This is a genomic window from Pseudomonas sp. RC3H12 (assembly GCF_018596375.1).
Taxonomy (GTDB): Bacteria; Pseudomonadota; Gammaproteobacteria; order Pseudomonadales; family Pseudomonadaceae; genus Aquipseudomonas.
The window spans coordinates 2,145,306-2,167,759 of the sequence record NZ_CP075595.1 but is presented as its reverse complement, the minus strand read 5'-3'; the positions used below and the strand labels follow the sequence as shown (position 1 = coordinate 2,167,759).

At 63.8% G+C, this 22,454-nt stretch carries 25 protein-coding genes and 2 pseudogenes; 14 read left to right on the top strand and 13 right to left on the bottom strand.

Annotated features, from left to right (window positions below; all coding sequences use genetic code 11):
- Position 1: 1 nt before the first annotated feature.
- On the bottom strand, positions 2-4,633 hold the full coding sequence (locus tag KHO27_RS10005; RefSeq protein WP_214501712.1) for an NEL-type E3 ubiquitin ligase domain-containing protein: 4,632 nt from the start codon (positions 4,631-4,633) through the stop codon (positions 2-4).
- Between the two features lie 224 nt (positions 4,634-4,857).
- Between KHO27_RS10005 and KHO27_RS10000 the strand changes: the two genes are divergently transcribed.
- The gene (locus KHO27_RS10000) at positions 4,858-5,274 is read left to right on the top strand and encodes a VOC family protein (RefSeq protein ID WP_110701297.1); all 417 of its coding nucleotides are present in this window, start codon (positions 4,858-4,860) and stop codon (positions 5,272-5,274) included.
- Positions 5,275-5,580: 306 nt separating this feature from the next.
- Here KHO27_RS10000 and KHO27_RS09995 read toward each other — a convergent pair whose 3' ends face one another.
- A complete protein-coding gene (locus KHO27_RS09995; RefSeq protein WP_110701295.1) occupies positions 5,581-5,955 on the bottom strand; it encodes an MmcQ/YjbR family DNA-binding protein in 375 nt (124 codons plus the stop codon).
- Positions 5,948-6,850, bottom strand: coding sequence for a LysR substrate-binding domain-containing protein (locus KHO27_RS09990; protein WP_214501711.1), 903 nt, complete (start codon positions 6,848-6,850; stop codon positions 5,948-5,950). The genes KHO27_RS09995 and KHO27_RS09990 overlap by 8 nt, the downstream gene beginning before the upstream one ends.
- 133 nt (positions 6,851-6,983) lie before the next feature.
- Here KHO27_RS09990 and KHO27_RS09985 point away from each other — a divergent pair, with 133 nt between their 5' ends.
- Both KHO27_RS09985 and KHO27_RS09980 read left to right on the top strand, forming a co-directional pair.
- Positions 6,984-7,595, top strand: coding sequence for an FMN-dependent NADH-azoreductase (locus KHO27_RS09985; RefSeq protein WP_214501710.1), 612 nt, complete (start codon positions 6,984-6,986; stop codon positions 7,593-7,595).
- A 148-nt stretch (positions 7,596-7,743) separates the two neighbouring features.
- Entirely contained in the window at positions 7,744-8,793 is a 1,050-nt protein-coding gene (locus tag KHO27_RS09980; RefSeq protein ID WP_214501709.1) for an alpha/beta hydrolase family protein, read from the top strand.
- Here KHO27_RS09980 and KHO27_RS09975 read toward each other — a convergent pair.
- The 3 genes and pseudogenes from KHO27_RS09975 to KHO27_RS26225 all read right to left on the bottom strand — a co-directional run.
- A complete protein-coding gene (locus KHO27_RS09975; protein WP_214501708.1) occupies positions 8,752-9,918 on the bottom strand; it encodes an MFS transporter in 1,167 nt (388 codons plus the stop codon). The two genes, KHO27_RS09980 and KHO27_RS09975, sit on opposite strands and share 42 nt — an antisense overlap.
- A 171-nt stretch (positions 9,919-10,089) precedes the next feature.
- Positions 10,090-11,676, bottom strand: coding sequence for an ABC-F family ATPase (locus tag KHO27_RS09970; RefSeq protein WP_046855494.1), 1,587 nt, complete (start codon positions 11,674-11,676; stop codon positions 10,090-10,092).
- A gap of 20 nt (positions 11,677-11,696) precedes the next feature.
- Positions 11,697-12,153 (bottom strand): annotated as a pseudogene (locus KHO27_RS26225) (site-specific integrase); the annotation flags it as partial.
- 568 nt (positions 12,154-12,721) lie between these two features.
- Between KHO27_RS26225 and KHO27_RS09965 the strand changes: the two are divergent.
- Both KHO27_RS09965 and KHO27_RS26220 read left to right on the top strand, forming a co-directional pair.
- Positions 12,722-13,189 carry an anti-virulence regulator CigR family protein gene (locus KHO27_RS09965; RefSeq protein WP_110701285.1) on the top strand — a complete coding sequence of 156 codons (468 nt, stop codon included), beginning with the start codon at positions 12,722-12,724 and terminating at the stop codon, positions 13,187-13,189.
- Positions 13,190-13,276: 87 nt separating this feature from the next.
- Positions 13,277-13,402, top strand: a pseudogene (locus KHO27_RS26220) (VOC family protein); the annotation flags it as partial.
- A gap of 65 nt (positions 13,403-13,467) precedes the next feature.
- Here the strand turns inward: KHO27_RS26220 and KHO27_RS09955 are convergent.
- Positions 13,468-13,743, bottom strand: a complete 276-nt coding sequence (locus KHO27_RS09955; protein ID WP_110701283.1) for a hypothetical protein — start codon at positions 13,741-13,743, stop codon at positions 13,468-13,470.
- 408 nt (positions 13,744-14,151) lie between these two features.
- Here KHO27_RS09955 and KHO27_RS09950 point away from each other — a divergent pair, with 408 nt between their 5' ends.
- Positions 14,152-14,358, top strand: coding sequence for a hypothetical protein (locus tag KHO27_RS09950; protein WP_102684281.1), 207 nt, complete (start codon positions 14,152-14,154; stop codon positions 14,356-14,358).
- Between the two features lie 94 nt (positions 14,359-14,452).
- Here the strand turns inward: KHO27_RS09950 and KHO27_RS09945 are convergent, their stop codons facing one another.
- A complete protein-coding gene (locus KHO27_RS09945; RefSeq protein WP_110701281.1) occupies positions 14,453-14,659 on the bottom strand; it encodes a DUF6434 domain-containing protein in 207 nt (68 codons plus the stop codon).
- Between the two features lie 838 nt (positions 14,660-15,497).
- Between KHO27_RS09945 and KHO27_RS09940 the strand changes: the two genes are divergently transcribed.
- The 5 genes from KHO27_RS09940 (at position 15,498) to fos (ending at position 17,766) form a co-directional block, all read left to right on the top strand.
- A complete protein-coding gene (locus KHO27_RS09940; RefSeq protein ID WP_111532807.1) occupies positions 15,498-15,686 on the top strand; it encodes a hypothetical protein in 189 nt (62 codons plus the stop codon).
- Between the two features lie 216 nt (positions 15,687-15,902).
- Complete coding sequence (locus KHO27_RS09935) at positions 15,903-16,118, top strand: hypothetical protein (RefSeq protein ID WP_111532808.1); 216 nt, start codon at positions 15,903-15,905, stop codon at positions 16,116-16,118.
- A gap of 142 nt (positions 16,119-16,260) precedes the next feature.
- A complete protein-coding gene (locus tag KHO27_RS09930; protein ID WP_214501707.1) occupies positions 16,261-16,809 on the top strand; it encodes a GNAT family N-acetyltransferase in 549 nt (182 codons plus the stop codon).
- A 122-nt stretch (positions 16,810-16,931) separates the two neighbouring features.
- The gene (locus KHO27_RS09925; protein ID WP_250888436.1) at positions 16,932-17,279 is read left to right on the top strand and encodes a hypothetical protein; all 348 of its coding nucleotides are present in this window, start codon (positions 16,932-16,934) and stop codon (positions 17,277-17,279) included.
- Between the two features lie 76 nt (positions 17,280-17,355).
- Positions 17,356-17,766 carry a fosfomycin resistance glutathione transferase gene (gene fos / locus KHO27_RS09920; RefSeq protein ID WP_111532809.1) on the top strand — a complete coding sequence of 137 codons (411 nt, stop codon included), beginning with the start codon at positions 17,356-17,358 and terminating at the stop codon, positions 17,764-17,766.
- Here fos and KHO27_RS09915 read toward each other — a convergent pair.
- Positions 17,757-18,266 (bottom strand): GNAT family N-acetyltransferase, encoded by a 510-nt coding sequence (locus tag KHO27_RS09915; RefSeq protein WP_111532810.1) that lies wholly within the window; start codon positions 18,264-18,266, stop codon positions 17,757-17,759. The two genes, fos and KHO27_RS09915, sit on opposite strands and share 10 nt — an antisense overlap.
- A gap of 150 nt (positions 18,267-18,416) precedes the next feature.
- Here KHO27_RS09915 and KHO27_RS09910 point away from each other — a divergent pair, with 150 nt between their 5' ends.
- On the top strand, positions 18,417-18,917 hold the full coding sequence (locus tag KHO27_RS09910; RefSeq protein WP_110701461.1) for a methylated-DNA--[protein]-cysteine S-methyltransferase: 501 nt from the start codon (positions 18,417-18,419) through the stop codon (positions 18,915-18,917).
- A 3-nt stretch (positions 18,918-18,920) separates the two neighbouring features.
- Here the strand turns inward: KHO27_RS09910 and KHO27_RS09905 are convergent, their stop codons facing one another.
- Both KHO27_RS09905 and KHO27_RS09900 read right to left on the bottom strand, forming a co-directional pair.
- On the bottom strand, positions 18,921-19,163 hold the full coding sequence (locus KHO27_RS09905; RefSeq protein ID WP_038706186.1) for a hypothetical protein: 243 nt from the start codon (positions 19,161-19,163) through the stop codon (positions 18,921-18,923).
- Positions 19,160-19,900: a carbon-nitrogen hydrolase family protein gene (locus KHO27_RS09900; RefSeq protein WP_214501706.1), complete on the bottom strand. Its 741-nt coding sequence runs from the start codon at positions 19,898-19,900 to the stop codon at positions 19,160-19,162. Before KHO27_RS09900 ends, KHO27_RS09905 begins: the two co-directional genes overlap by 4 nt.
- A gap of 97 nt (positions 19,901-19,997) precedes the next feature.
- On the opposite strand from KHO27_RS09900, the gene KHO27_RS09895 reads away from it, so the two are divergent.
- Positions 19,998-20,507: a DUF2867 domain-containing protein gene (locus tag KHO27_RS09895; protein WP_214501705.1), complete on the top strand. Its 510-nt coding sequence runs from the start codon at positions 19,998-20,000 to the stop codon at positions 20,505-20,507.
- 3 nt (positions 20,508-20,510) lie between these two features.
- On the opposite strand, the gene KHO27_RS09890 is transcribed toward KHO27_RS09895, so the two are convergent.
- Positions 20,511-21,020 carry a DUF3016 domain-containing protein gene (locus KHO27_RS09890; RefSeq protein ID WP_214501704.1) on the bottom strand — a complete coding sequence of 170 codons (510 nt, stop codon included), beginning with the start codon at positions 21,018-21,020 and terminating at the stop codon, positions 20,511-20,513.
- Positions 21,021-21,094: 74 nt separating this feature from the next.
- Between KHO27_RS09890 and KHO27_RS09885 the strand changes: the two genes are divergently transcribed.
- Complete coding sequence (locus KHO27_RS09885; protein ID WP_111532813.1) at positions 21,095-21,790, top strand: metallophosphoesterase; 696 nt, start codon at positions 21,095-21,097, stop codon at positions 21,788-21,790.
- On the opposite strand, the gene KHO27_RS09880 is transcribed toward KHO27_RS09885, so the two are convergent.
- Positions 21,768-22,388: a LysE family translocator gene (locus tag KHO27_RS09880; RefSeq protein ID WP_214501703.1), complete on the bottom strand. Its 621-nt coding sequence runs from the start codon at positions 22,386-22,388 to the stop codon at positions 21,768-21,770. The two genes, KHO27_RS09885 and KHO27_RS09880, sit on opposite strands and share 23 nt — an antisense overlap.
- Positions 22,389-22,454: the final 66 nt, after the last annotated feature.

Below are 22,454 nucleotides of genomic sequence, written 5' to 3'. Positions count from 1 at the left end.
CTCAGTTGTTGGGGTCGCGGCGGCGGGTCAGGCGCAGATAGAGGGCGTCTTCGTCCTGTTCCAGGCCCAGCGCCATGCGGTTCATGCCCGCGACGTAGCGGTCGCTGGAAATGGGCTCGCGCAGGGGCTGGCCATCCTCGGCCAGCGGGCTGCGACCCAGGGCCTGGGTCAGCGCTTCGATCACCGGCGGTTCCAGCGGGCCGTTGAGGTCGCTGCCGTCGAGGTAGTCCATGCCGGTGTCCCAGCGTGTTCTGAGCGTCGCGAAGCGGGCACTGTTCTGCCGGCGCAGCAGGCGTCGCCAGCCCGGTTGCCGGGCGATCCACTGGCGGCGCGCCTCGGCGTCCTGGTCCCGGGCATCGACCTCTTCGAGCACCGCTTCCTCGGTCCTTGGCGAGATTTCAGCCGTGTGCCGGTACAGCATGGCCTGCTGGGGTTCGGGGAAGTCCAGGCGGCTGGCCAGGCCGCTGCGCAGGGCGAGGCGGATCTCGATCAGGTCCAGGCCTTCACCGAGGCCATTGTGCAGCACGTCGTCCGACAATGTGTCGAAGCGATGCAGGGCAGGCAGCACGGGCCTGGCGCCGCGCTCGGCCAGCGGCCGGGCGGCCCAGGCATCCAGTGCGCGCAGGGCATCGCGCCGGGCCACGCGGGCGTTGAACAGGTCCTGGGCCAGCGTATTCACCTGGTCCCGGCGGAACAGGCGCCGAAAGAACTGGAACAGCGGCGGCGTGGCTACCTCTGCGCCTGCGGCCTCATCGTAGGCCATCACTTCGATCTGCAAGGTGCCGAAACCATCGGCGCCAGCATCGCCACAGCTCACCGGGAACTCGCCGGCCACTTCGTCCAGACGCGCGCGCAGGCGGGTGCTGGTGCTCGCACGCTCGAGCAGCGTCCATACTTGACGAGCAAATGCTCGGGGCTGGCGACGGGCACTGGCCGACATACCCGCCTGTTCGACGACCTGGCGCAGGCTGGCATTGCCGTCTGCGTCGAACAGCGCTTCCCAGGTTGCCCGCTGTTGCCGGCTGGCGTTTTGCAACCAGTCGATTCGCGCTGGTGGCGCGCTGGCGTCGATGCCCTCGACACGTTGTTCGACCGACGCGCCGACAATCTGCAGGCTTTCGCGGGTGGCCTCGTCCAACGGGTTGTAGTTGAACCGCCAGCGGTACTGCGCACGCCTGGCCAACAGTTCACCCAGGTAGGGGGATGACAAGAGCGCGGGCAACCCCGGTACCTGGTCGATGTTGTTCATGCTCAGGTCCACCACCCGCAATATGCAGGGATTGCGTTGCATCAGGCCGCTCAAACCAGTGGGCCACTGGCGCAGTTGGCTGTTGTCCAGGCGCAAGGTGGCGAGGTTGTCCAGGTCAGCCAGGTTGGGGCTGACGGCGAGGGGATTGTTGCTCAGGAGCAGGTTGCGCAGTGTTCGCATCGAACTGAACGTATTCGCCGTGTCGGCGTCCAGCGCAATGCGATTGGCGCGCAGGTCCAGGGTTTCCAACGGCAGGCCGGTGAGCATTCGCAGGTCATGCAAGGTGAGCGTCATCCGATGATGTGGCATTTCCAGGCTACGCAGGTCTCGCAGCGTGGGGAGCACTTCATGGGCCACGGCGGGCAGCTCGCCCAGGTGCGTGCCGCTCAGGCGAAGCTCCTGTAACCGTGGGGCGTTGCGCAGTGCTTGCAGGACCGAGCTGACGCTTAATTGGGGGCTGGTTCGTACATCGAGGCGCCTGAGCGCCGGGAAGGCCTGCAGGAAGTCGGCGGGCATCTCGATCACATTGAGATTCTCCAGCGACAGCGTGGTGATGTGGTCGAAGCGTGCCGTGAGTGTCGGCAGGGCGTCGAGGGCGACATTCGAAAGGCTCAGCATGTCGCCGTCCAGGCGTTGCCACGCCCGGACGAGTTGGTCGGCGGTCCTGGTGTAATAAGCACCGACTTCCTCACCCCAGTCGTGGGCGCCTCTGGTAGCCCAGGCGTGAAGCTGGTCGCGCAGCGAGGACAGTTGGGTGCGCAGTGCCTGTATCTGTTCGGTCACATTTCCCCGGACACGCAGAGTGACCAGCAACTGGCGGACCTCGCGACCGTTCATCCCCGGATACAGGGCATGCAGCTCGCGCTCTGCCCGTGAGGCGAATATACCGGGGCTAAGGGGATATCCGTATCGCCCTTCGCTCAGGCGCAAGGGTGAGCGCCAGCCCGGCCGTACGGGTCGCTGGCCGAGCAGGCGTGCGGTCGCCGTGCGGTTGGCCAGTGCGGCGTGATAGCGCTGTTCGGGCGTCCATTGTGGGTGTGCGGCCAACAGGCTATCGCTGATGAGCCGGCTGTCGTCATTGGCCAGGCTGGGGCGGTACAAGCCCAGAATCGCCCGGTCCAGTCGGAACCGGGCTTGCATCAGTCGCGCCTCTTCGGCCAGTCGCAGAGGAACCCGTCCGCTGTTCAGGGCTTGCCGTTCAGCGCTGTTGGCCGCGCCCACCAGCTCTTCGAGTGCTTGACTGGGCAGGCCGGGGAACGCGCGCCCGATCATCAGCGCCGGAGCGGAAGCTGGCGTGGCTGGATCGAGATGGATGCGGTCGGCCTTGATGCGCCGAATGGCGTCCTCAAGCAGTGCGGGAGGGCGCCTGCCATCGACGTGGACCTGCTCGAGCACACCGCGTTCCAGGTCGGTACTGTCGAGTACTGCAATCAGCTCCTCATCGGTCAAGCCGTTGGCAAGCGGGCCTAGCCGGCGCATCAGCTTGACCCGCCCCCAGGCCTGTGGCCGCTCGTGCGCCATGCGCCAGGCCCCGCTGCCATTGCCGTGCAGCCGTGGCTGATGCGCCCGTGGGTCGGCCGGGTGAACAACCCGCCAGTGTCCCTCGGTGTCTTGACGGATCTCGTGGAGCGTATTGTCCAGGTCGACGAAATGCCGGTTGTCATGGCGAAAGATACCTTGCTCGTCCGGCTGCAGGTCCGCCGGCAACTCGACCGGGCTGCGGTATTGGTCAAGCTGGGGGTGCCATAGCCGCTCTTCGCCATCCAGCCAGAAGCTTTGCATCCCGTCAACGAAGCCGGAGGCCTTGGCCAGCTTGGCGGCACCGGCAATGGTGGCCATGCTGCCCAGGTTGAGCAGCAGTGACTCGACCTGGTTCACCGCTTCGGCGTTGTCACCTTCGGACCAGGCTTCGAAGCCGTGGAAAATGCTGGCCATGACCTGGCCCGCGCCCACGGCCAGCATGGCGACGTCCAGGCCGGGGACGAACATGGCCGCCACCCCGAGCAGGGTCAGGCCACGCTCGCCCCACAACGCCAGGCGCTCACGCCTGGCCTTGGCATCGATGTCCGCCGTTGGCACCGCAATGCAGCGCGCGTCCTCCTGCAGGCGCTGGACATGGTCATTGAACAGCTTGGGCCACATCGGAAAGTCGACAGCCACCGCATGGATCGCCAATGCCGGGAAGCGCGTGGGGCGGGGCGAATCCTGTTCCGGTCGCGAGGTGGTGGTCGGCAACCCTTGCCAGGGGTGTGTGCCAGGTTCGGTTTCGGCGAACGCGGGGGACGGTGTTTCCAGTGGGCGCACGCCGCCCGTGGTGACTTCGAACAGTCTGGCCTTGAGCTTGCTCGCCATTCCAGGGCGGTCCTTAAGGGCGACATGCTCCAGCAAGCGTTCGCGGTAGGCGGGCTCCAGCAAGCGACGGCGCAGGTACCTGCCGAAAGCCAGGCGGTTGTTGAACTCCTGCACCGGTTGCGCGTCGTCGAAAGGCAGGTAGGCGATGCACGATGGCGTGGACTGCCTGGTGGATGTCAGCAGCAACAGATCGTGCAACTGGATATCCAGCATGCGCAAGACCGCTACCTTGGCCGGTGCTCCTCGGTAGCAGGGCGTCGAGCCCGTGCTACAGAGCTGTTGCAGGGCCTGGAGGCCGTCGTCTGTCAGGTGTCCGCGCATTCGCGCGATCAATGCCTGCACCGTGAGTTCATCGCGTCGGGCCTGGCTCCACAGGCCGCGCAACAGCGCTTCACGCTGGCCGCCGTAGATATCCTGCAGGTGCTCCTGATAGCGCCGACCCAGGTCGAGTGCACGGCAGTGGGTGACAAACGCAGTGGTACTCAGGCCGGGTAGTGCGCTGCTGTCGTCGACACTGACTTGCAGGGTGCTGAAAGGGCCGACCTCGGTCATGCCTTCAAAATTGTGCAGGGCCGCCTCGAGCAGGCTGGTGAGACTGGCTGTGCCGGCAGGTTCCTCGATCGAGGCCGGAGTGCGGGGGGCATGATGGGACGCGTCCGGGTCGGGGAATTCGCCGCCCAGGCTCGAAGTGTACGGCTGATGCCTGAACTGGGCCTGTGTCAGCGCCAACTGAATGCCCAGCCGTGCCTGCAGCAGTGGCTCGCAGAACTCGGTGATACCACGCAAATCTTGTAGTGCCTTGGCCAGTGCCTGGTGGCTCGTCGCGCGCTGCTTGAAGGCCTGGCGCAACTCGGCCTGGCGGGCGCTTGAGGCCTGGGCGAACCAGGGGGCTGGCTGCCCGTCCTGCTGGATATGCTCGCGGTGGGCACGCCGCAGCAGTCGACTGGCGTGGTGGGGATGCAGATGCCTGGTCCAGCCTGGCAGGCTGCGCAGGATCTGTTGCTGGTGGTAGGGCGGTTCGCTGTGGTGCATGGTCGCATTCCAAAGGGGGGGGAGCGGCCATTCAAGGGCAGGGGGTGGCGCCTGGGGCGGTACATGATTGTCGCCGCCACCAGGGCAATGGCTGACACGTCAACGGCCGTTTGCCCCACAGCGGCTGCTGTGTACCGGCCGTCGGTCATTGACGCCAACGACCTAGGGTGTCTTCACAGGTCGGCTGCTATGGTCTAGGCAAAGCCTGATCGTGGAGCTTCGCCATGCCAGCTTTCGCCATACTACGCATCGACCATGTCGTCCTGCGCGTCAGCGACCTGACTCGCAGCCTGGCTTTCTATCACGAGCTGCTCGGCTGCCCGGTGCGCAAGCGCCGGGACACGCTGGGGATGATCCACCTCGGCGCCGGTGACGGTCTGATCGACCTGGTGGCAGTCGACGGCCCGCTGGGGCGCCAGGGCGGCGAGGCGCCCGGCCAGTGTGGGCATAATGTCGATCATGTGTGCCTGCGCATCGAGCCGTTCGACGAGCAGACGCTGCGCGTACTGCTGGGCGAGGCCGGGGTAAGGGTAGAGGCTGCCGAAAAACGTTATGGGGCCGAGGGAGAGGGGCTGTCGCTGTATTGCTTCGACCCGGACGGCAACCGGGTCGAGCTCAAGGGGCCGCCATTGCCGGGTTGACCCTTAGGCTCTGTACGAAAAGTCTTGAGACGCAGGTCAGGCAAGGCGAAAACAGCCGAGGAAGCGCAGTGTACTGGAGTACATGAGCATTCCGAGGCTGTTTTCAACGCAGCATGAACAAGTATCAAGGCTTTTCGTACAGAGCCTAGTGTGGTGTTTCACAAATAACGACCATAACTCGCGGCGTTTTTTGCGCTCATGCGGCGTTGTCGCTCCTCGCCGTAGCTGGGCTACGACTCGTCGCGACGCCTTGCCTGAGCGCAAAAAACACTCGCGATTTATTGGTCGTATTTGCAAAACACCACACTAGGCGTCGCCCGTCCCCAGCAGCAACCCAACTTGCTGGCGCCTTGGCAAGCGTCGCACCACCAGCTGGTGCGAGCGGCGCAGCAGGTCGCTCAGCTCGTCGCGGCCCATGGGGTAGGGTGGCAGCATGCTGATCCACTTCGCCCGTGCCAGATAGGGGGCCGGGCGCACCCCAGGGCGGTCGCAATAGCCCAGGAACAACTCATCGGCCACCTTGAACGACAGGCCCGCGCCGCCCAGGTCCTGCACGGCGAACATCTTGTTGCCCGCCACCGAGAACACGCGGATACCTCCCCACTTGTAGTCTTCCTGCGCGCCCGGCAGGGCCAGGCACAGCGCGGCCACTTGCTCCTCGGTCATCCTTTTCTCAGACATAACGCTCTCCACAGGCCTCGAACGAGGTCGCCAAGTGATCGATCCATGCGCGTACCGCCGGCAGCAGGCCGCGCCGGTGCGGGTAGACCGCCTGCAGGTTGCCGCCAGGCAGCGACCAGTCTGGCAGCAGGCGCACCAGTTCGCCACGGGCCAGCTCCTCTTCGCAGAACATCGACGGCAGGGCGGTAAAGCCCAGGCCGGCGCGTACCGCGGCATTGCGCACGACGAAGTCATCGATGGCCAGGCGCGGCTCCAGGGCGATTTCCTCCTGCTGGCCGTTGGGGCCATGGAGGCGAAAATGCACCAGCCGGTCGGCCTCGGCCGCGCCCAGCACCGGCAGGGTCGCCAGTTGTGCGGGGGCGCGGATATGGTCGGCAAAACCTGGCGCGGCCACCAGTTGCATCTGCGCCTGGCGCAGGCGTCGGGTGACCAGGGCCGGGTCCTCATCACCCAGGTCACGCACACGCAGGGCCACGTCGATGCCTTCGGAGATCAGGTCTACCCGGCGGTTGAGCAGCACCATGTCCAGTTGCACCAAGGGGTACTGGGCGAGGAAGCGGCTGATGATATCCGGCAGGAATGTATGGGCCAGGGCGACGGGGCACGATACGCGCAGCCGGCCGCGGGGCTCGCTGGACATGCTGGCCACCACTTCGTCGGCCATCTCCGCCTCGAGCAGCATCGCCTGGCAATGGCTCAGGTAGCGCTCGCCCACGGCGGTGAGCTTGAGTTGCCGGGTGGTGCGCTGCAAAAGGCGCGTGCCCAGGCGCTCCTCCAGCTCGGCGATGCGCCGCGACAGGCGCGACTTGGGTATGCCCAGCTGGCGCCCGGCGGCAGCGAAGCCACCGGCTTCGACCACCCGGGCGAAGTAGAAGAGATCGTTGAGGTCTTGCATTTGACAGTCTCATTGTTCCATCAGTGGAACAAACTAACGCGTTTTTGCCGACTTATCAGCTATTCGATGTGCCGATAGGATTCTCTCCATCGTGATCGCCCACCGCCGCGGTCTTCATTCACAGGAGAGTCCCATGAAACTGTTGCATATCGATTCGAGCATCCTGGGCGACAATTCCGCCTCCCGTCAGCTGAGCCGCGAAGTGGTCGAGGCCTGGAAGGCCGCCGACCCGAGCATCGAAGTGGTTTACCGCGACCTGGCCAGTGACGCCATCAGTCACTTCTCCGCCGCCACCCTGGTGGCTGCCGGTACCCCCGAGGAAATGCGCGATGCCGCCCAGGCTCATGAAGCCAGCCTCAGTGCCGAGACCCTGGCAGAATTCCTCGCCGCCGACGCGGTGGTAATCGGTGCGCCGATGTACAACTTCACCGTGCCGACCCAGCTCAAGGCCTGGATCGACCGCGTGGCAGTAGCTGGCCAGACCTTCCGCTACACCGAAGCCGGCCCTGAAGGCCTGTGCGGTGACAAGAAAGTGATCCTGGTGTCCACCGCCGGTGGCCTGCACCAAGGCCAGCCGACCGGTGTCGGCCATGAGGACTTCCTCAAGGTGTTCCTCGGCTTCATCGGCATCACCGACCTGGAAATCGTCCGCGCCCACGGCCTGGCCTATGGCCCGGAGCACCGCGCCAAGGCCATCGATGCCGCCCAGGCGCAGATCGCCAGTGAGCTGTTCGCCGCTGCCTGATCGTTGCCATCGATTCAAAGCCGGCTGTCGCCTCGTGCGCCAGCCGGCTTTTTTCATCCAGTTTTCATGTGGCGCCAGCGCACCGGGTTCTATGCTGGCATCCATACCCGTATACCGCGCAGTGCCTTGAATCTGGGAGCGCCCTGCGATGAAGCGAAGCAGCCTGCTGATGGCGCTATTCCTGCTGGGCGGCCTGTTGGCCCGCGCCGATGCAGCGCCGTGGGTGGCCGGATTGCACCGGCTGACCCTGGTCGACCCGGTGGACGCCAAGCCCATGCAGGCCCTGGCGTTCTACCCCTCCAGCGGCGAGGCGCGCCCGCTGCGCATCGAGGGCTACCAGACCCGTGTCGCCGAAGAGGCGCCGGTAGCCATGGGCCAGTTCCCGCTGCTGGTAATCTCCCATGGAAACACCGGCAGCCCGATGGCCCTGCATGACCTGGCCAACGGCCTGGCCCGACAGGGCTTCGTGGTGGTGGCGGTGGTCCATCCTGGCGACAACAACCGCGACCATAGCCGCCTGGGCACCCTCAGCAACCTCTATGGCCGGCCGCTGCAGATCAGCGCCGCGATCACAGCGGCGCGAAACGACAGACTGCTCGCGCCGTACCTGAATGATGGCAAGGTCGGAGTGATTGGCTATTCCGCCGGCGGCGAGACCGCGCTGATCCTTTCTGGCGCGTGGCCCGACCTCGATCGCCTGCGCCGCTACTGCGAGCAACGCCCCGGTGACGCCGACGCCTGCAAGACCCATGGCGTGCTGATCGCCGACCACAGTGAACTGGCGCCCCGCGCCGATGCCAGGGTGGGCGCGGTGATGCTGATGGCACCGCTGAGCCTGATGTTCGGTCGCCACGCCCTGGCCGGCGTGCAGGTGCCGGCGCTGATCTACAGCGGCGACAACGACCAATTACTGGCCCTGGAGCACAACGCTGATGCCCTGGCGCGCAAGCTGCCGGTAACACCTGACTACCGCCTGCTGGCCGGTGCCGGGCACTTCGTGTTCATGGCCCCCTGCGACGATGAGCAACACCTGCGCATGCCGGTCCTGTGCAAGGACGCCGAGGGTGTCGACCGTCGACATATCCATCGCTCGCTGCGCAGCGAGACCACGGCCTTCTTCAGCCAGGCACTGGGTGCACCGGAGCCCGCCGAACGTTCAGCCGCGGCGGGCCAGCAACAGGGTCAGGCCCACCCCTGACAAGGCGAGCAGGGCGGCGACAGCGAAGATCGAGGCATACCCCAGGTGTACTGCCACCGCGCCCATCACTGGGCCGGCGATGGCCAGCGCCAGGTCGAAGAACACCGCGTAGGCGCCCAGCCCGGCGCCACGGCTGCTGCTGGGCACCTGGCGGATCGCCTCGACCCCCAGGGCCGGGTATACCAGCGACAGACCGAAGCCGGTCAGCCCGGCGCCGAGCATCGCCCACAGCGGCGAGGGCGCCAACCATAGCAAGGTCAAACCCAGGACCTCGGTGGCCATGCAGACAATGGCCACGTTGTAGCCGCCGAAGCGGTTGACCGCGTTGACGAACAGCAGCCGCGACAGGATGAAGCACAGGCCGAAGGCGCTCAGGCACCAGGCTGCGCCGACCCAGCCGCGTTCCAGGTAGTACAAGGTGACGAAGGTAGTCAGGGTGCCGTAGCCGATCGACGCCAGGGTCAGCCCCAGGCCGCAAGGCGCCACCCGCCCGAACGCCGACCAGAACGGCAACCGCTCACCCCGCATCACCACCACGTCAGGTCGCGTGCGCAGCACCAGCAGGGCCAGCAGCGCCAATCCCAGCAGCGCTGGCCCGAGCACGGCGAAGCTCAGGCCGTCCACCAGCAGCACGCCGGCCGGCGCGCCGATAGCGATGGCGCCATAGGAGGCAATGCCATTCCAGGAAATGACCCGGGCGGTATGCTCCGGCCCCACCTGGCCGATCCCCCAGCTCAGGGTCGCAACGCCGATCAGCCCCTGGGCGATGCCTAGCAGCAGCCTGCCGCCCAGCAGCAGCGCCAGGCTCAGCCAGGGCAGGGCGAGGGCCCAGGCCGACAGTAGGGTCAGTACGCCGCAGCCGGCGATGCCGTACAGGCCATAGCGGATGGCGCGCTTGCCGCCCAGTGTGTCTGCCACCCGCCCGGCAAAAGGCCGGCTGAGCAGGGTGGCCAGGTACTGCAGGCCGATAGTCAGGCCAGCGATCACCGCGCCGAAACCCAGCTGATCGTGCACATGGCCAGGCAGCACCGCGATCGGCAGGCCGATGCAGAGGAAGGCGATGAAGGTGTAGAAGACGATCGAGAGGATCTGCAGGGTGACACTGGAAGCGTGAGGGGCTGTCATGGGCTCGTTCGCGGGCGGGCGGTGGGGCTGTGCCCATCATGGCTGCGACGCGAGGGAAAAGGAAGCAGGCTAACTAATTAAACGCAGCGTGGGGCAAGCCTGCTCCTGCGAAAGCCGTGAAGGCATTGCAGGAGCGGGCTTGCCCCGCGATGAGGATGACTCAGCGTTGGATCAGACCACTACACCCTGGCTGCGCAGGTAGTCGTCATAGGTGCCGCTGAAGTCCACCACGCCTTCGGGCGTCAGCTCGATGATGCGGGTAGCCAGCGACGACACGAACTCACGGTCGTGGCTGACAAACAGCAGGGTGCCCGGGTAGTTTTCCAGCGCCAGGTTCAGCGCCTCGATCGATTCCATGTCCAGGTGGTTGGTCGGTTCGTCCATCACCAGTACGTTGGGCTTTTGCAGGATGAGCTTGCCGAACAGCATGCGGCCCTGTTCACCGCCGGAGATCACCTTCACCGACTTGAGGATCTCGTCGTTGGAGAACAGCATGCGCCCCAGGGTGCCGCGGATCACCTGCTCGCCGCTGGTCCACTGGCCCATCCAGTCGAACAGCGTCACGTCGTCCTCGAAGTCGTGGGCGTGATCCTGGGCGTAGTAGCCCACTTCGGCGCTGTCGGTCCACTTCACCGCGCCCGCGTCCGGCTTCATTTCGCCGACCAGGGTGCGCAGCAGGGTGGTCTTGCCGATACCGTTGGGGCCAATGATCGCTACGCGCTCGCCGGCTTCGATGGTGAAGCTGAAGTCCTTGAACAGCACCTTGTCGTCGAAGGCCTTGGCCATTTTCTCGACGATCACCGCCTGGCGGTGCAGCTTTTTCGTCTGCTCGAAGCGGATGAACGGGCTGACACGGCTCGATGGCTTGACCTCGGCCAGCTGGATCTTGTCGATCTGCTTGGCACGCGAGGTGGCCTGCTTGGCCTTGGAGGCGTTGGCCGAGAAGCGGCTGACGAAGGTCTGCAGCTCGGCGATCTGGGCTTTCTTCTTGGCGTTGTCCGACAGCAGTTGCTCGCGCGATTGAGTGGCCGCGGTCATGTACTCGTCGTAGTTGCCCGGGAACAGGCGCAGCTCACCGTAGTCCAGGTCGGCCATGTGGGTGCAGACGCTGTTGAGGAAGTGACGGTCGTGGGAAATGATGATCATGGTGCTGTTGCGCGCCGTGAGGATCGTTTCCAGCCAGCGGATGGTGTTGATGTCCAGGTGGTTGGTCGGCTCGTCGAGCAGCAGCACGTCCGGGTCGGAGAACAGCGCCTGGGCCAGCAGCACACGCAGTTTCCAGCCTGGCGCCACTTCGCTCATCGGGCCGAAGTGCTGTTCCAGGGGAATGCCCAGGCCCAGCAGCAGCTCGCCGGCGCGGGATTCGGCGGTGTAGCCGTCCATCTCGGCGAACTCGGTTTCCAGCTCGGCGACGGCCATGCCGTCTTCCTCGGTCATTTCCGGCAGCGAGTAGATGCGATCGCGCTCGGCCTTGACCTTCCACAGCTGCTCGTGGCCCATGATCACGGTGTCGATCACGGCGAACTCTTCGTAGGCGAACTGGTCCTGGCGCAGCTTGCCCAGGCGAGTGTTGGGCTCGAGCATCACCTGGCCGCCGGACGGCTCAAGGTCGCCGCCGAGGATCTTCATGAAGGTCGACTTGCCGCAACCGTTGGCGCCGATCAGGCCGTAGCGGTTGCCGTTGTTGAATTTGACCGAGACGTTTTCGAACAGGGGCTTGGAGCCGAACTGCATGGTGATATTAGCGGTGGAGATCAAAGCGCTTACCTATCAGTAACTTACGCGGCTGGATTCTCGGCTGATACCAATTTGATACCAATCTTGAGCTTTTCCAGCTCGCTCCAGTCGGAGCTTGAGTTGAGCCAACGCGCATACGTCGACAGCAGCATTTGCACGCTGTGACCCAGCTGTTGGGCGATAAAATGCGGGGTTGAGGCCAGACATTAAGCATATTGTCGCATAGGTGTGACGACAGTTGTATGGGGGCCTCCTTCTGATCCCCGGCTCATTCAGCACCGGAACCCGCTGTTTGTGCACGTCCGACGTCTGTTTGACGTTCTCGCTTCCCTTTGACGGGGAAACACGTAGGGCGTTTTGGCCGCTAAACTCTTCCCTGGCTTTCGCAGCTCGGCGTACTCCCTGTCGTACTGCAGCGCGCCAAGCCCTCTGGTTCAGCAAAACGAACCTATCCCTGCCTGTCTGCGTCCTTTCCTCAACCTCGCACAAGGCCTTGGCGATGGTCCGCTCGATGCGAGATGCCAGCTCGGCGTTTACCTCTGCCTTGGCCAGGCTCTCAGCGGTGCCCTTGGTACGGTGCAGGGCCTCGTAGCGACGGAGTGTCGCTTGCATCACGGGCGGCGGCGCGGCCTGAACAGCTTAGGATAGTCTTGCTGCACAGGCGGTGCAGAAACATGGTGGATCCTCGCCGGGTCGGCGTTATCGTTGAATAGGGGAAGGCGCTGGCGGGCAGCACCGGGCAATAATTCTCGCTGAGCATTCCGACCGGGCTGGCGCACCAGGCTGTTTTCAACGCAGCATCACCGAGTATCAAGGCTTTTCATACAGAGCCTAGCGCTGGCCTTCGTGCCTGCGCTGCTCCCGGTGCGGCCGGTTGATACCGAGGAACTCGTGGAAGTCGCAGTTTCACTCTTCGTCGTAGTAACGGTCATAGTTGGCGCGGCGCGGTGCCTTTGGCAGTGCGCCAGCGCCGCCCTCCGTACTGGTGGCGGCGTGGTGGTGAATGAACTTTTTAGGGCAACGTCGTCTACATTGGAGGGGGTTCCCTTTTTATGAGAGAACGGACATGCTCAAATCAAAAACCTTGATCTCATTGCTCGCAAGTGCTGCCCTTGTTACGGGCTCAATAAGTGCCGCTGCTGATCCCGGCAATGGAAAAGGGCAGGGGCACGGAAAGGGTAACTCGCAGAATATTCAAGGCCATGGGGCAGCGGGTGGCGGGGCGAAGGGAAAGAGTTCAGGCCATAATGGCTGGGATGACGGCCCAAGAATTGATCGTGGCAGCGTCCTAAACGTACTGAGTAGTTACCACAACTACTGGAGTCCAGGGCCAGCCTTGCCGCCCGGCATCCAGAAGAATTTGGCACGAGGAAAACCGCTCCCTCCTGGCATCGCGAAAAAGCTCGATGGGAGACTTCTGGGTCATCTGCCGCGCTACGATGGTTATGAGTGGCAACAGGTCGGAACGGACTTAATTCTCGTTGCGATTGCCACCGGCATAATCTACGAGGTGCTCAATGGGGCGTTGGACTAGGTGCGAGGTATCTCGACAAAGATCACGGAAATGATGCAAGGCTTGGCTATCACCTGGCTGTGGTAGAGTTTGACCTCTTACACGCCCCCGACATACACCGAGCTCAGTGATGGTCGGCTTACTGGCGGCTTCACCACGGGTGAGCCTTTCAGGCCTGGTGGCCCGCTGGTCATCTTGTATTCGGACGACTTCGTGGATGCCCAGGGCAAAGTGGCATGCAGAATGACTGGCATTGTGCAGCATGCCAGTCATTCTGAAGTTGACATCTGATACTGGTGTTACATGCTATTTACTGCGTACAGCGGATTAATAGTTTGACCGTGGTCTTTCACAAGGTTGTCTTCAACAACGATCTTGCTGGCTTGAGAAATATAGTAGGTTTTTACTTGGGATTTCATTTTTACCGCCATCAAGTACCCTCTGGCGTCGCTGCGGTCCCAGGTATCAGACTCTCCTTGAGCTATCGAGTAGTAACTGTCATTGCCGTCGTTACGCCATGCACTCACTGCAATATCAATCGATGTGCTTGCGCCATTGGTGATCGTGAGCTTCATATTTTAAGTCCCTTTGGGTTGTAGATTCCATGACTCGGCTCCCTATTTGGAATTTGCAGACTTGCCACTGCTACTTGTGATTAGTAGTTAGGTTAGCTCATGGGCTGTAAGAAAAATCATGCCTTTTCCAGTATGGGTTGTTGTGCTACGCAGTTAAGACCATGGAATAATTAACGCAAGTAGTTCGATGGCTTTTTCCAGTTCCGAAATTTGACCTATTTACTCGCACGGGCTGATGCTCAAGCGTGAACAAGGATTGCTTTACAGGGAAGTGCAGGGGCACGAGCGAAGGGGCGGCACGTTGGGGGTGACAAGGACTTCCAAAGCCGAACTGAAACCGCAGGCTTCCTTTGATGATGGCATGTTGCTACATTGCGCACCGCCCATTTCCAAGGATTGATGCTCGATATGAAACACGTTATTTTTCTGGCACTTATCGCTGCTAGCGCCACTCTGAGCGGCTGCGTTGTCCAGAGTTCGTACAGCAAGACCATTTCCGTCACCAAAGATGCCCAGGGAAAGGTCGTGCAGACCGTTGAAACCGAGACTGTGGTCCAGCCTGGCCAGGGCTACCCAATGCGTCTTCAGTTGATCAAAGGCATTCAGACAAACTGATCCCGCGCCTCAGGCAGAGAGCCCGCCATCTGGCGGGCTTTTTCGTCTGAAAGACTTCCCGGGTGATCGGCGGGCGGCATTAGCCGCCTGGCTGTCACCTGCGCGTACGTATCCATTCATCCGCGACATCACCCATGGTGGAGGGGGCTCCGCTCTTGATCCAGGCCATGAAGGTCCGGTCGAACCTGAACGCCGCGCCGCATTCACCGAGCAGGAACTGCCGGACCTTCTGCGTATTGCGGTAGTTCTTGTCGAGCTGGGTCGTGCGGGTGATAGGTCCAGCGTGCCAGTCGAAGCTCATTTCCACTCCCTTGGATGGCCAGGTTCGCTGGAGCCTAGCATCCCTTGTTGATGTCTGGCGCCTTTCCGGCGGCCATGCGGCTTTCGTCGTGCCGGGCCCATCGACACGGCTCAACGCCTTCAATTCGCTGGGCGGCAGGTGCACATGCAGCTGCCGACGGCGCTGCTGGATAATTTTCTGGATGCGTCTCATCGGGGCACACCTCGATTGGCATCCTTGCGTAGAGCCGGAGTGAGTGATCAGTAAGCGCCTGTTTGCGCGATACACCCACCACGTCTGACCAATGGACATGTTCCTGAAGCGGGCAGGCTGGAACGGGAGTTGCTTGAGTCAAGCAAACCCACCACGCGGGAGTGCAGACATGTTCCAGGATGACTTCTATTTCATGAGTTTCGTCGTGGCCGTCGTGCTGGCCGTGGATGTGGTGGCGGTTTTCGTGTTCCTGCAGGCCAGCGCCTGATCCCACGCCTGGGGATATGTCCCCTGAACCGGGGCCGGGCGCAGGCGTATTGTTTGGTTCGCTGGCGGTGATAAGCTTCGCCGTTTGCCAGACAGGGAGTGTTGTATGGGCTTGCGTGAACGGCATGCAGCGTTGCTGAAGTGGCTGACGCCCCGGCGCAGATGCCAGATAGGTGGAGGCTTGGCTGCCGTCTGGGTGGCAGGTCTTTTGGTGCACCCAGGGCAGTACCTGACCTATATCGTAATCGTTGCCAGCGTCATCCTGACGGGGGCCTGGTCGCCCGCTTCGCAAGGCAAGCGTTGAGAACCTCGCCCAGCGGGTGATCGCGATTTCAAGGAGAACATCATCAAGGCTTTGTCGATTTACTGGAGCGCGCTGATGGATCGCGTAAAGGCCATCAGTGAGCGTTTCACGGCCCGGCAACGCTGCATTGTCGGTGGGGCCTTCCTGGTTGCCTGGGGCGTTGGCATTGTCGTGTTCCCTGGCGTCGATCTCGTCTTGCTGTATATCGCTTCCATGCTCATGTTCTTCAGCGCGGTGACCGTACGGATCAACACACGGCGCTGAGAGACCTTGCGTTGCATGGCAGCGGCTTTGCCGACACCCGGCCAAATCCGCTTTTGCAGATCCCTGCTCATAGCTGAATCAGTTCATATTGCCGGATGAGTTCCTGATTTTGGCTGTCGCACTCATTTGCGTGCTCCGCTTGTCCGCCAGCAGTGCCGACTTGCCTGGCGCTTGTAGACTCACCAGTGCTGTACGCAAATCCTACTCATAAGGAGCATGAGTCATGACACTGCCGGCGCGGGCACCTTCATGGTTCGCCTGGACTATTCCGGTGGCAGCGACAAGAACCTGCAGTACGTCAGCATCGATGACAGCTACTCCACCCAGGAGACCTTCAACATTCGCAGCGTTTCGATGAGCAACCTGCGCGGTTTGTTCGCCGCGGGCAAGAGCTCGGCCAACCTGAGCTTCTATGTGTTCGGCAAAGCTTGATCGCGATTGATTGACCTGTCCGGGCTCCGGTCTATTGTGGGCCGGAGTTCCGCGATCATGCGCATGTGCTAGATTCCCATGCCTCGCAGGCATCGCAAGGCGATGTCGGTCCTGCCTGGTAGAAGGGAGTTGCGCCTAACCCATGTTCATCGACACGCCACGTCTTGTCCTGCGCCCCTGGGCGGAGCGGGACATCGAAGCCTTTGCCCTCGTCAACGCCGACCCCGAAGTCAGGCGCTACTACTACCCCGCAATACTGACGCCCGCTGAAACCCGCTCGATGCTTGCCGAGTGCGATCGGCACCTGCAAACGCACGGTTTCGGCTTTGTCGCGGTCGAGCGCAAGGCGGATGGCGCGTTGGTCGGTGGGCTTGGCCTGTCCTCGACCGGGGACGAGATACCGGGCGGCCCGCATGTCGAAATCGGCTGGATCCTCGGGCGCAGCCACTGGCGGCAAGGGTATGCATTCGAAGCGGCCAGTGCGTGCCTGGCCTACGCGTGGTCGACCCTTGGGTTGCGCCAAGTCATCGGCTACACCTCCAGCATCAACACACCGTCCAGGGCATTGATGCAGAGGCTGGGGATGCGTTCGGATCCGCAGGAGGACTTCCTAGACGTGACGGTGCCTGAAGGCAATCCGTTGCGCCCGCACGTGCTCTACCGGATCGACAGGCCCACCCAGGCGATATAGCGAACCGGCATACCGCGCCCGCCACCCTGGGGCTAGGCTTGTAGATCGTAAGCAGACTATTAAAAAGGGTGGTAGCTGTGTGACTCTGTCCAGGGCATCCTGCTGGGGTGGTTGGAGTCTGTATGAATCGCTTGATGATGGCATTGGCCGCCAGCCTGCTGCTGGCCGGTTGCGCGCATGATCCCGATATCCGGGCCGGGCGCGACAACACATTCGGCGTGACCGCGAAAGCGCCGCCGGATTACCTGAACTGCGTCAAGGCCGAGCTTCCCGCAAACGCGACGACCTTTATCGTGCAGAACCAGGACGTCGTCGAGCTGTTTGTCGCCAGCCTTGATCCGAACAAGGCCGACGGTCTGGTTAAGGTCCAGGGCTCCCCAGGGCGGCAACAATACTCCGCCTATCAACGCGATGCCTGGTATGACAAGGGGCGCCTGCTCGATGCCGCGCTGATGTGTTCGAGGGTATGATCGCCGCTTCGCGGGACGCTGCCGTTGGCCTCGCCCCGCGAAACGATCTTGTCCTACTTCACCTCGGACGATTCTCATGTTGAACGGATTCAACCATCTCACCCTGGCCGTCTCCAACCTCGCCGACAGCATCGTGTTCTACCAGCAGGTATTGGGTTTCAGACTCAGTGCACGGTGGGAGCGGGGTGCCTACCTGAGCCTGGGCGAGCTGTGGCTGTGCCTGTCGGTCGATCAGGTAGAGGCGGGCGACCTGCAGCGCACGTACACGCACTACGCGTTTTCCATTTGCCAGGGCGACTTCGCGGCCTTCGCCCAGCGCTTGCGCGAGCACGACGTGCGCTTGTGGAAGCAGGACAGCAGCGAAGGAGACTCGCTGTACTTCCTCGACCCGGATGGCCACCAGCTCGAAGCCCATGTCGGCGATCTGCAATCGCGGCTGGCGGCCTGCCGGGCAAAACCTTATGCGGGCATGGTTTTCTACGACTGACGCAACCGCGCCATGCACAGCGCGTCGACAAACATCCCATCGCGCACACCGTAGTCGCGCAACCGGCCTTCGACCTCGAAGCCGAACTTGCGGTACAGCGCCAGTGCCGGTTCGTTGTCGGCGTAGACGGTGAGCTGGACCCGGCGCAGGTTCATCCAGTTATCGGCAATGTCGAGGATGGCCGTCATCAGCCGTGAGCCGACGCCCTTGCCTTGCCAGGCCTGGGCAACGCCCATCAGCAGTTCGCCCAGGTGCGCCTGGCGGATGCGCGTGCTCTGGTCGAGGCCGATATTGCCGATCACCTGGCCTTGGTGCACCGCCACCAGACGGGTTTGTCGGTCATGGTAGGCGGCCAGGCGCTCGCGCCACACTTCGACGCCCTGGTAGGGCATCTGCAGCACCTGGCGGCACACCGCAGGTTCGTTGTAGAGCGCGGTGATACCGTGCAGGTGCTGCTCGGCAAAGCGTTCGATGATGATGTCGGGCGAGGCGTCGTTCACTGTGTTTCCATCCTTTGAAAAACGAGTGGCGCCTCAGTGTACGAGGTAGCGCTTCGGGCTGGCCAGTGGCGATGGCTGGGCAAGAAAGCGGATGCGTGGCCGCGCCGCGATGGTTACAGTGCAGCGATCGTCATCCTGCCGGAGCCTGCCATGTCTTGTGCCTTCACCCTCATGCAATCGCCTGTCGGCACCCTGACCCTGGTGGCGCGGGGCGAGCGGCTGGCCGCCGTGCTGTGGGAGCACGAGCGGGAGAACCGGGTGCGCCTGGGCGAGCTGCACCGCGACGACCAGCACGGCGTGCTGCGCGAGACCGCCCGCCAGCTGGGCGAGTATTTCGCCGGGCAACGCCAGCGCTTCGAGCTGGACCTGGACTTTGCCGGGACCGCGTTCCAGCGTGAGGTGTGGGCGGCGCTGTTGAGCATTCCCTTTGGTGAGACCCGCAGCTATGGCGAGATCGCCCGGCAAATCGGCAAGCCCGATGCGGTTCGGGCGGTGGGCGCGGCCAACGGCCGCAACCCAATCTCGATCATCGCGCCCTGCCACCGGGTGATCGGAGCCTCGGGCAGCCTCACCGGTTTCGCCGGTGGCCTGCCGGCCAAGCAGTACCTGCTCGCGCTGGAGGGACGCCAGAGCCTGGCGCTGGATTTCTAGGCGTCAGCTGAGCCAGGCACAAAACACCGTTAAGACCAGGGCCAGCACTGTGCCGGCAAACAGGCTGTAGTGGCGGTGGGCACGGCGGGCGTGGGCCTCGACTTCGCGCAGATACTGCCCCGCAGGCGGGGCGTCCGGGCGATGGCGCAGGCCTTCGGCGATATCGGCCAGGCGCCCGCGAATCAGGGTGCCCACCAGGTACCAGACACTGGCATAGCTGGCCAGGATCACTAGCGCATACTTCATGCGCACAGCTCCAGCGGCCCTGCCTGGGCAGTGCCGGTCGCCGTGTCGAGCAGCACCAGGCCTGGCGCTGCATCACCGAGGCAGGCCAGCAGGTTGCCTTCGGCATCCCAGGCTGCGGACTGCCCGGCCCCCACGTACTGGTCTGCGGGGCCGACGCAGTTGCTCATGATCACCGGCATGCGCAGCCGCCGGGCAACCTGCGGGTAGTGCGCAGCCCCTGCGCGGATGCCTTCCTCGGTCTTGACCACGCTGACCAGGTAAAGGTCGGCGCCCTGCGCCTGGGCGTGCGCGGCGTGCTCGAGGAACATCGATTCATAGCAGATGGCCGGCGCCACCTGGTGGCTGCCGGCGGCGAACACCAGCGAGGTGCTGCCGGGCACGAAGTAGTCCAGTTCGTCGTCATGCAGGCGCTGCTTGGCATACACCAGCGGCGCCAGCTTCGGGCGCAGTACCAGCATGCCGATGCGCACGCCGGCCATGATCGGCATCGGCAGGCCGACCGCCGCCGTCACGCCGAAGCGGTCGCACGCCGCTTGCAGCGGTGCCAGTTGCGGCGAGTCGGCGGGCATGGCCAGTTGCCGGGCCAGCGTTGGTTCGTAGCCGGTCAAGGACAGTTCGGGGAACACCAGCAGTTCGGCGCCCAGGGCCGCGGCCTGTTCGATGGCGCGCAGATGGAGCGCGATGTTGGCGGCCACATCGCCTTTGCTCAAAGCCAGCTGTACTGCGCAGATCTTCATGAAGCATCCGTCCTTGGCATGTCGTCGGCTGTCGAGGATACAATCGACGGCCGTTCCCTCCCAGTACCGATGTGTCGATTTCAAGGACGAAAACGCAATGACCCACGCCGCCGCCATACCCGCCGACTCGCTGATCGCCACGCATGCCGCGCAGGCGGGTTTTCGCCATTGTCGGGCAATTGAAATTGCGGACGACGGGCGGCCGGCCATGGCGCACTTCCTGCGCCTGATGACGAGCATGCCCGGCTGGATCGACACATTGATGGTGCTGCGCAACCGCCTGGTCGCGCTGCTCGGCCTCAAGGACCTGGGGCGCCTGACCGCCATCGACCCGGCCCGCGCCCCGGGCAGCTACCAGCCCGGAGAGCGGGTGGGGATTTTCACCCTGGTGGCCAATACCGAGGATGAGGTGCTGCTGGTTGACCGCGACCAGCACCTGGACGTGCACATCGCCCTGATGCGACGCCCGATGGCAGCGGGCCGTTGCGAGGTGCTGGTGAGCACCGTGGTGCGCACGCACAATCGGCTGGGCCGCCTGTACATGCTGCCGGTGGCGCCGTTCCATCGGCTGATCGCGCCCATCGCCCTGCGCCGCCTGGCGGGGTGACACTCAAGAGGGCGGCTGTGCGAAGCGCTGGCGGAACCAGTCGCCAAGCATGGCCTTCTCCGCATACAGCCGGTCGTTGTTGCCCAGGCGGCCGGGGCGGCTGAGGTACATCTTGTCGCTCAGGTGCTCCTGGGCCTTGAGCGCGGGCTGGCCGGGCTGTTGCAGGGTGTAGTCGAGTTCGATGCTGGGCCAGGTGACTTCGCGCATGAAGCGCACATCGTAGGCCTGGCTGTGCCAGGGTTCGAACTGGCCGGCCAGGTCGATGTCGCGGATGTCGATGACCAGTTGCTGGCCAGGCCGCAGGTAGCGCTGGCCGAGTTTCTGCAGGTGCTGGGTGAGGGCTTTCATCACCTGCGGGTCGGCGCCGCGGGTGTAGGCCCGGTTGTCGAGGCTGGCATCGCGGAATTTCTCGGGGTGGTCGAAACGCACCTCGACCTGCGCGGTCGAGGCGCCCTGTGCCATGCTGTCTAGTGCCAGCACCATCAGCAGGCAACTGGCCAGGGTGGTTCGCATGTTGCACCTCCGGGTTCGGGCGGTTTAGCCGCCTATTTTACGCCGGTGCCGGGCAGAAGCAGAGGAATGATGCAATGAGTGCGTTCAGGCGGATCGCCGCCAACAGCCGTGGCCGTGACTTGGCCGTGGGCGATATCCATGGGCATTTCGAGCGCCTGCGTGACTGTCTGGAGGCCGTTGGTTTCGATCCGGTGGTCGATCGGCTGTTCAGCGTCGGCGACCTGGTCGACCGCGGGCCGGGCAGCGCACAGGCGCTGCAATGGCTGGCCGAGCCCTGGTTCCATGCGGTGCAGGGCAACCATGAGTCGCTGGCGGTCAACCACCTGCGCGGTGGCCGGGTCGACCTGGACATGTACCGGGCTGCCGGCGGCGGATGGTTCCTCGATTTGCCAAAGGCCGAGCAGGTGCGTTTCGTCGAGGTGTTCGAACGCCTGCCGATCGCCTTGCAGGTCGACACGTCGGGCGGACCGGTCGGCTTGCTGCATGCCGACAGCCCATTCGACGACTGGCCCCAGCTGTGTGCGAGCCTGCTGGCCGGGGATGACCTGCAGGTGCGCGAGGTGTGCCAGTGGTCGCGCCGGCGCCTCAAGGAGGGCGACAGCCGCCCGGTCAAGGGCCTGCGCGCCTTGCTGGTCGGCCATACACCGGTGCTGGAGATCAAGGTGCTGGGCAACGTCTGGCACCTGGACACCGGCGGCTGGAGCCGCGGTCACTTCAGCCTGCTCGAACTGGACGGCCTTGAGCCGCTCAGCGCCAGGCCAGGTGCGTGAGAACAGCGCCGGCCAGCAGGATCAACATCAAGCCCGAGGCACGCTCGAGCCAGGGCAGTGCGCGGGCGAAGCGGCGCAGCACCCGCGGGTTGCCGATGGCCACGGCAACCACCAGATCCCAGGCCAGGACGATGCCGAACATCCAGATGCCATAGCCCAGCTTGGCCCAGGTGCCGCTGTTGGCGATCATGCTCGCGAGGCTTGCATAGAACAGTGCGTTCTTCGGGTTGAGGATGCCCGAGGCGAAGCCCATGCCCAAACTGTTCAGCCAGCCACGGGCAGACGATGCCGCGCCAGGTTCGCCGTGCGTCAGGGTGGCTTGCCCGGCATGGCGCAGGAACAGTTGGCCGAGATAGAGCAGGTAGCCACAGCCCGCCAGTTGCAGGGTTACGAACAGGGGGCTGCCATCGCGCAAAAAGGACACCCCGGTAAACGCCGCACAGATGAACACGCCGCTGGCCAGGGCGATCCCGGCACAGGCGCCACTGGCGAGCCGCCAGCCGGCGTTGGCCGAGGTGCGGGCGACCAGGAAAAAGTCCGGGCCGGGGGAGAGCAGGGCGAGGAAGTGGGCGGTGGCGACGAGCATGAACAATTGCATGGGGCGGGCTTCCTGGTGGAGGTAGCCGCAGTCTGTTGCTGGTGATGGGTGGAGTATTGAAGATTA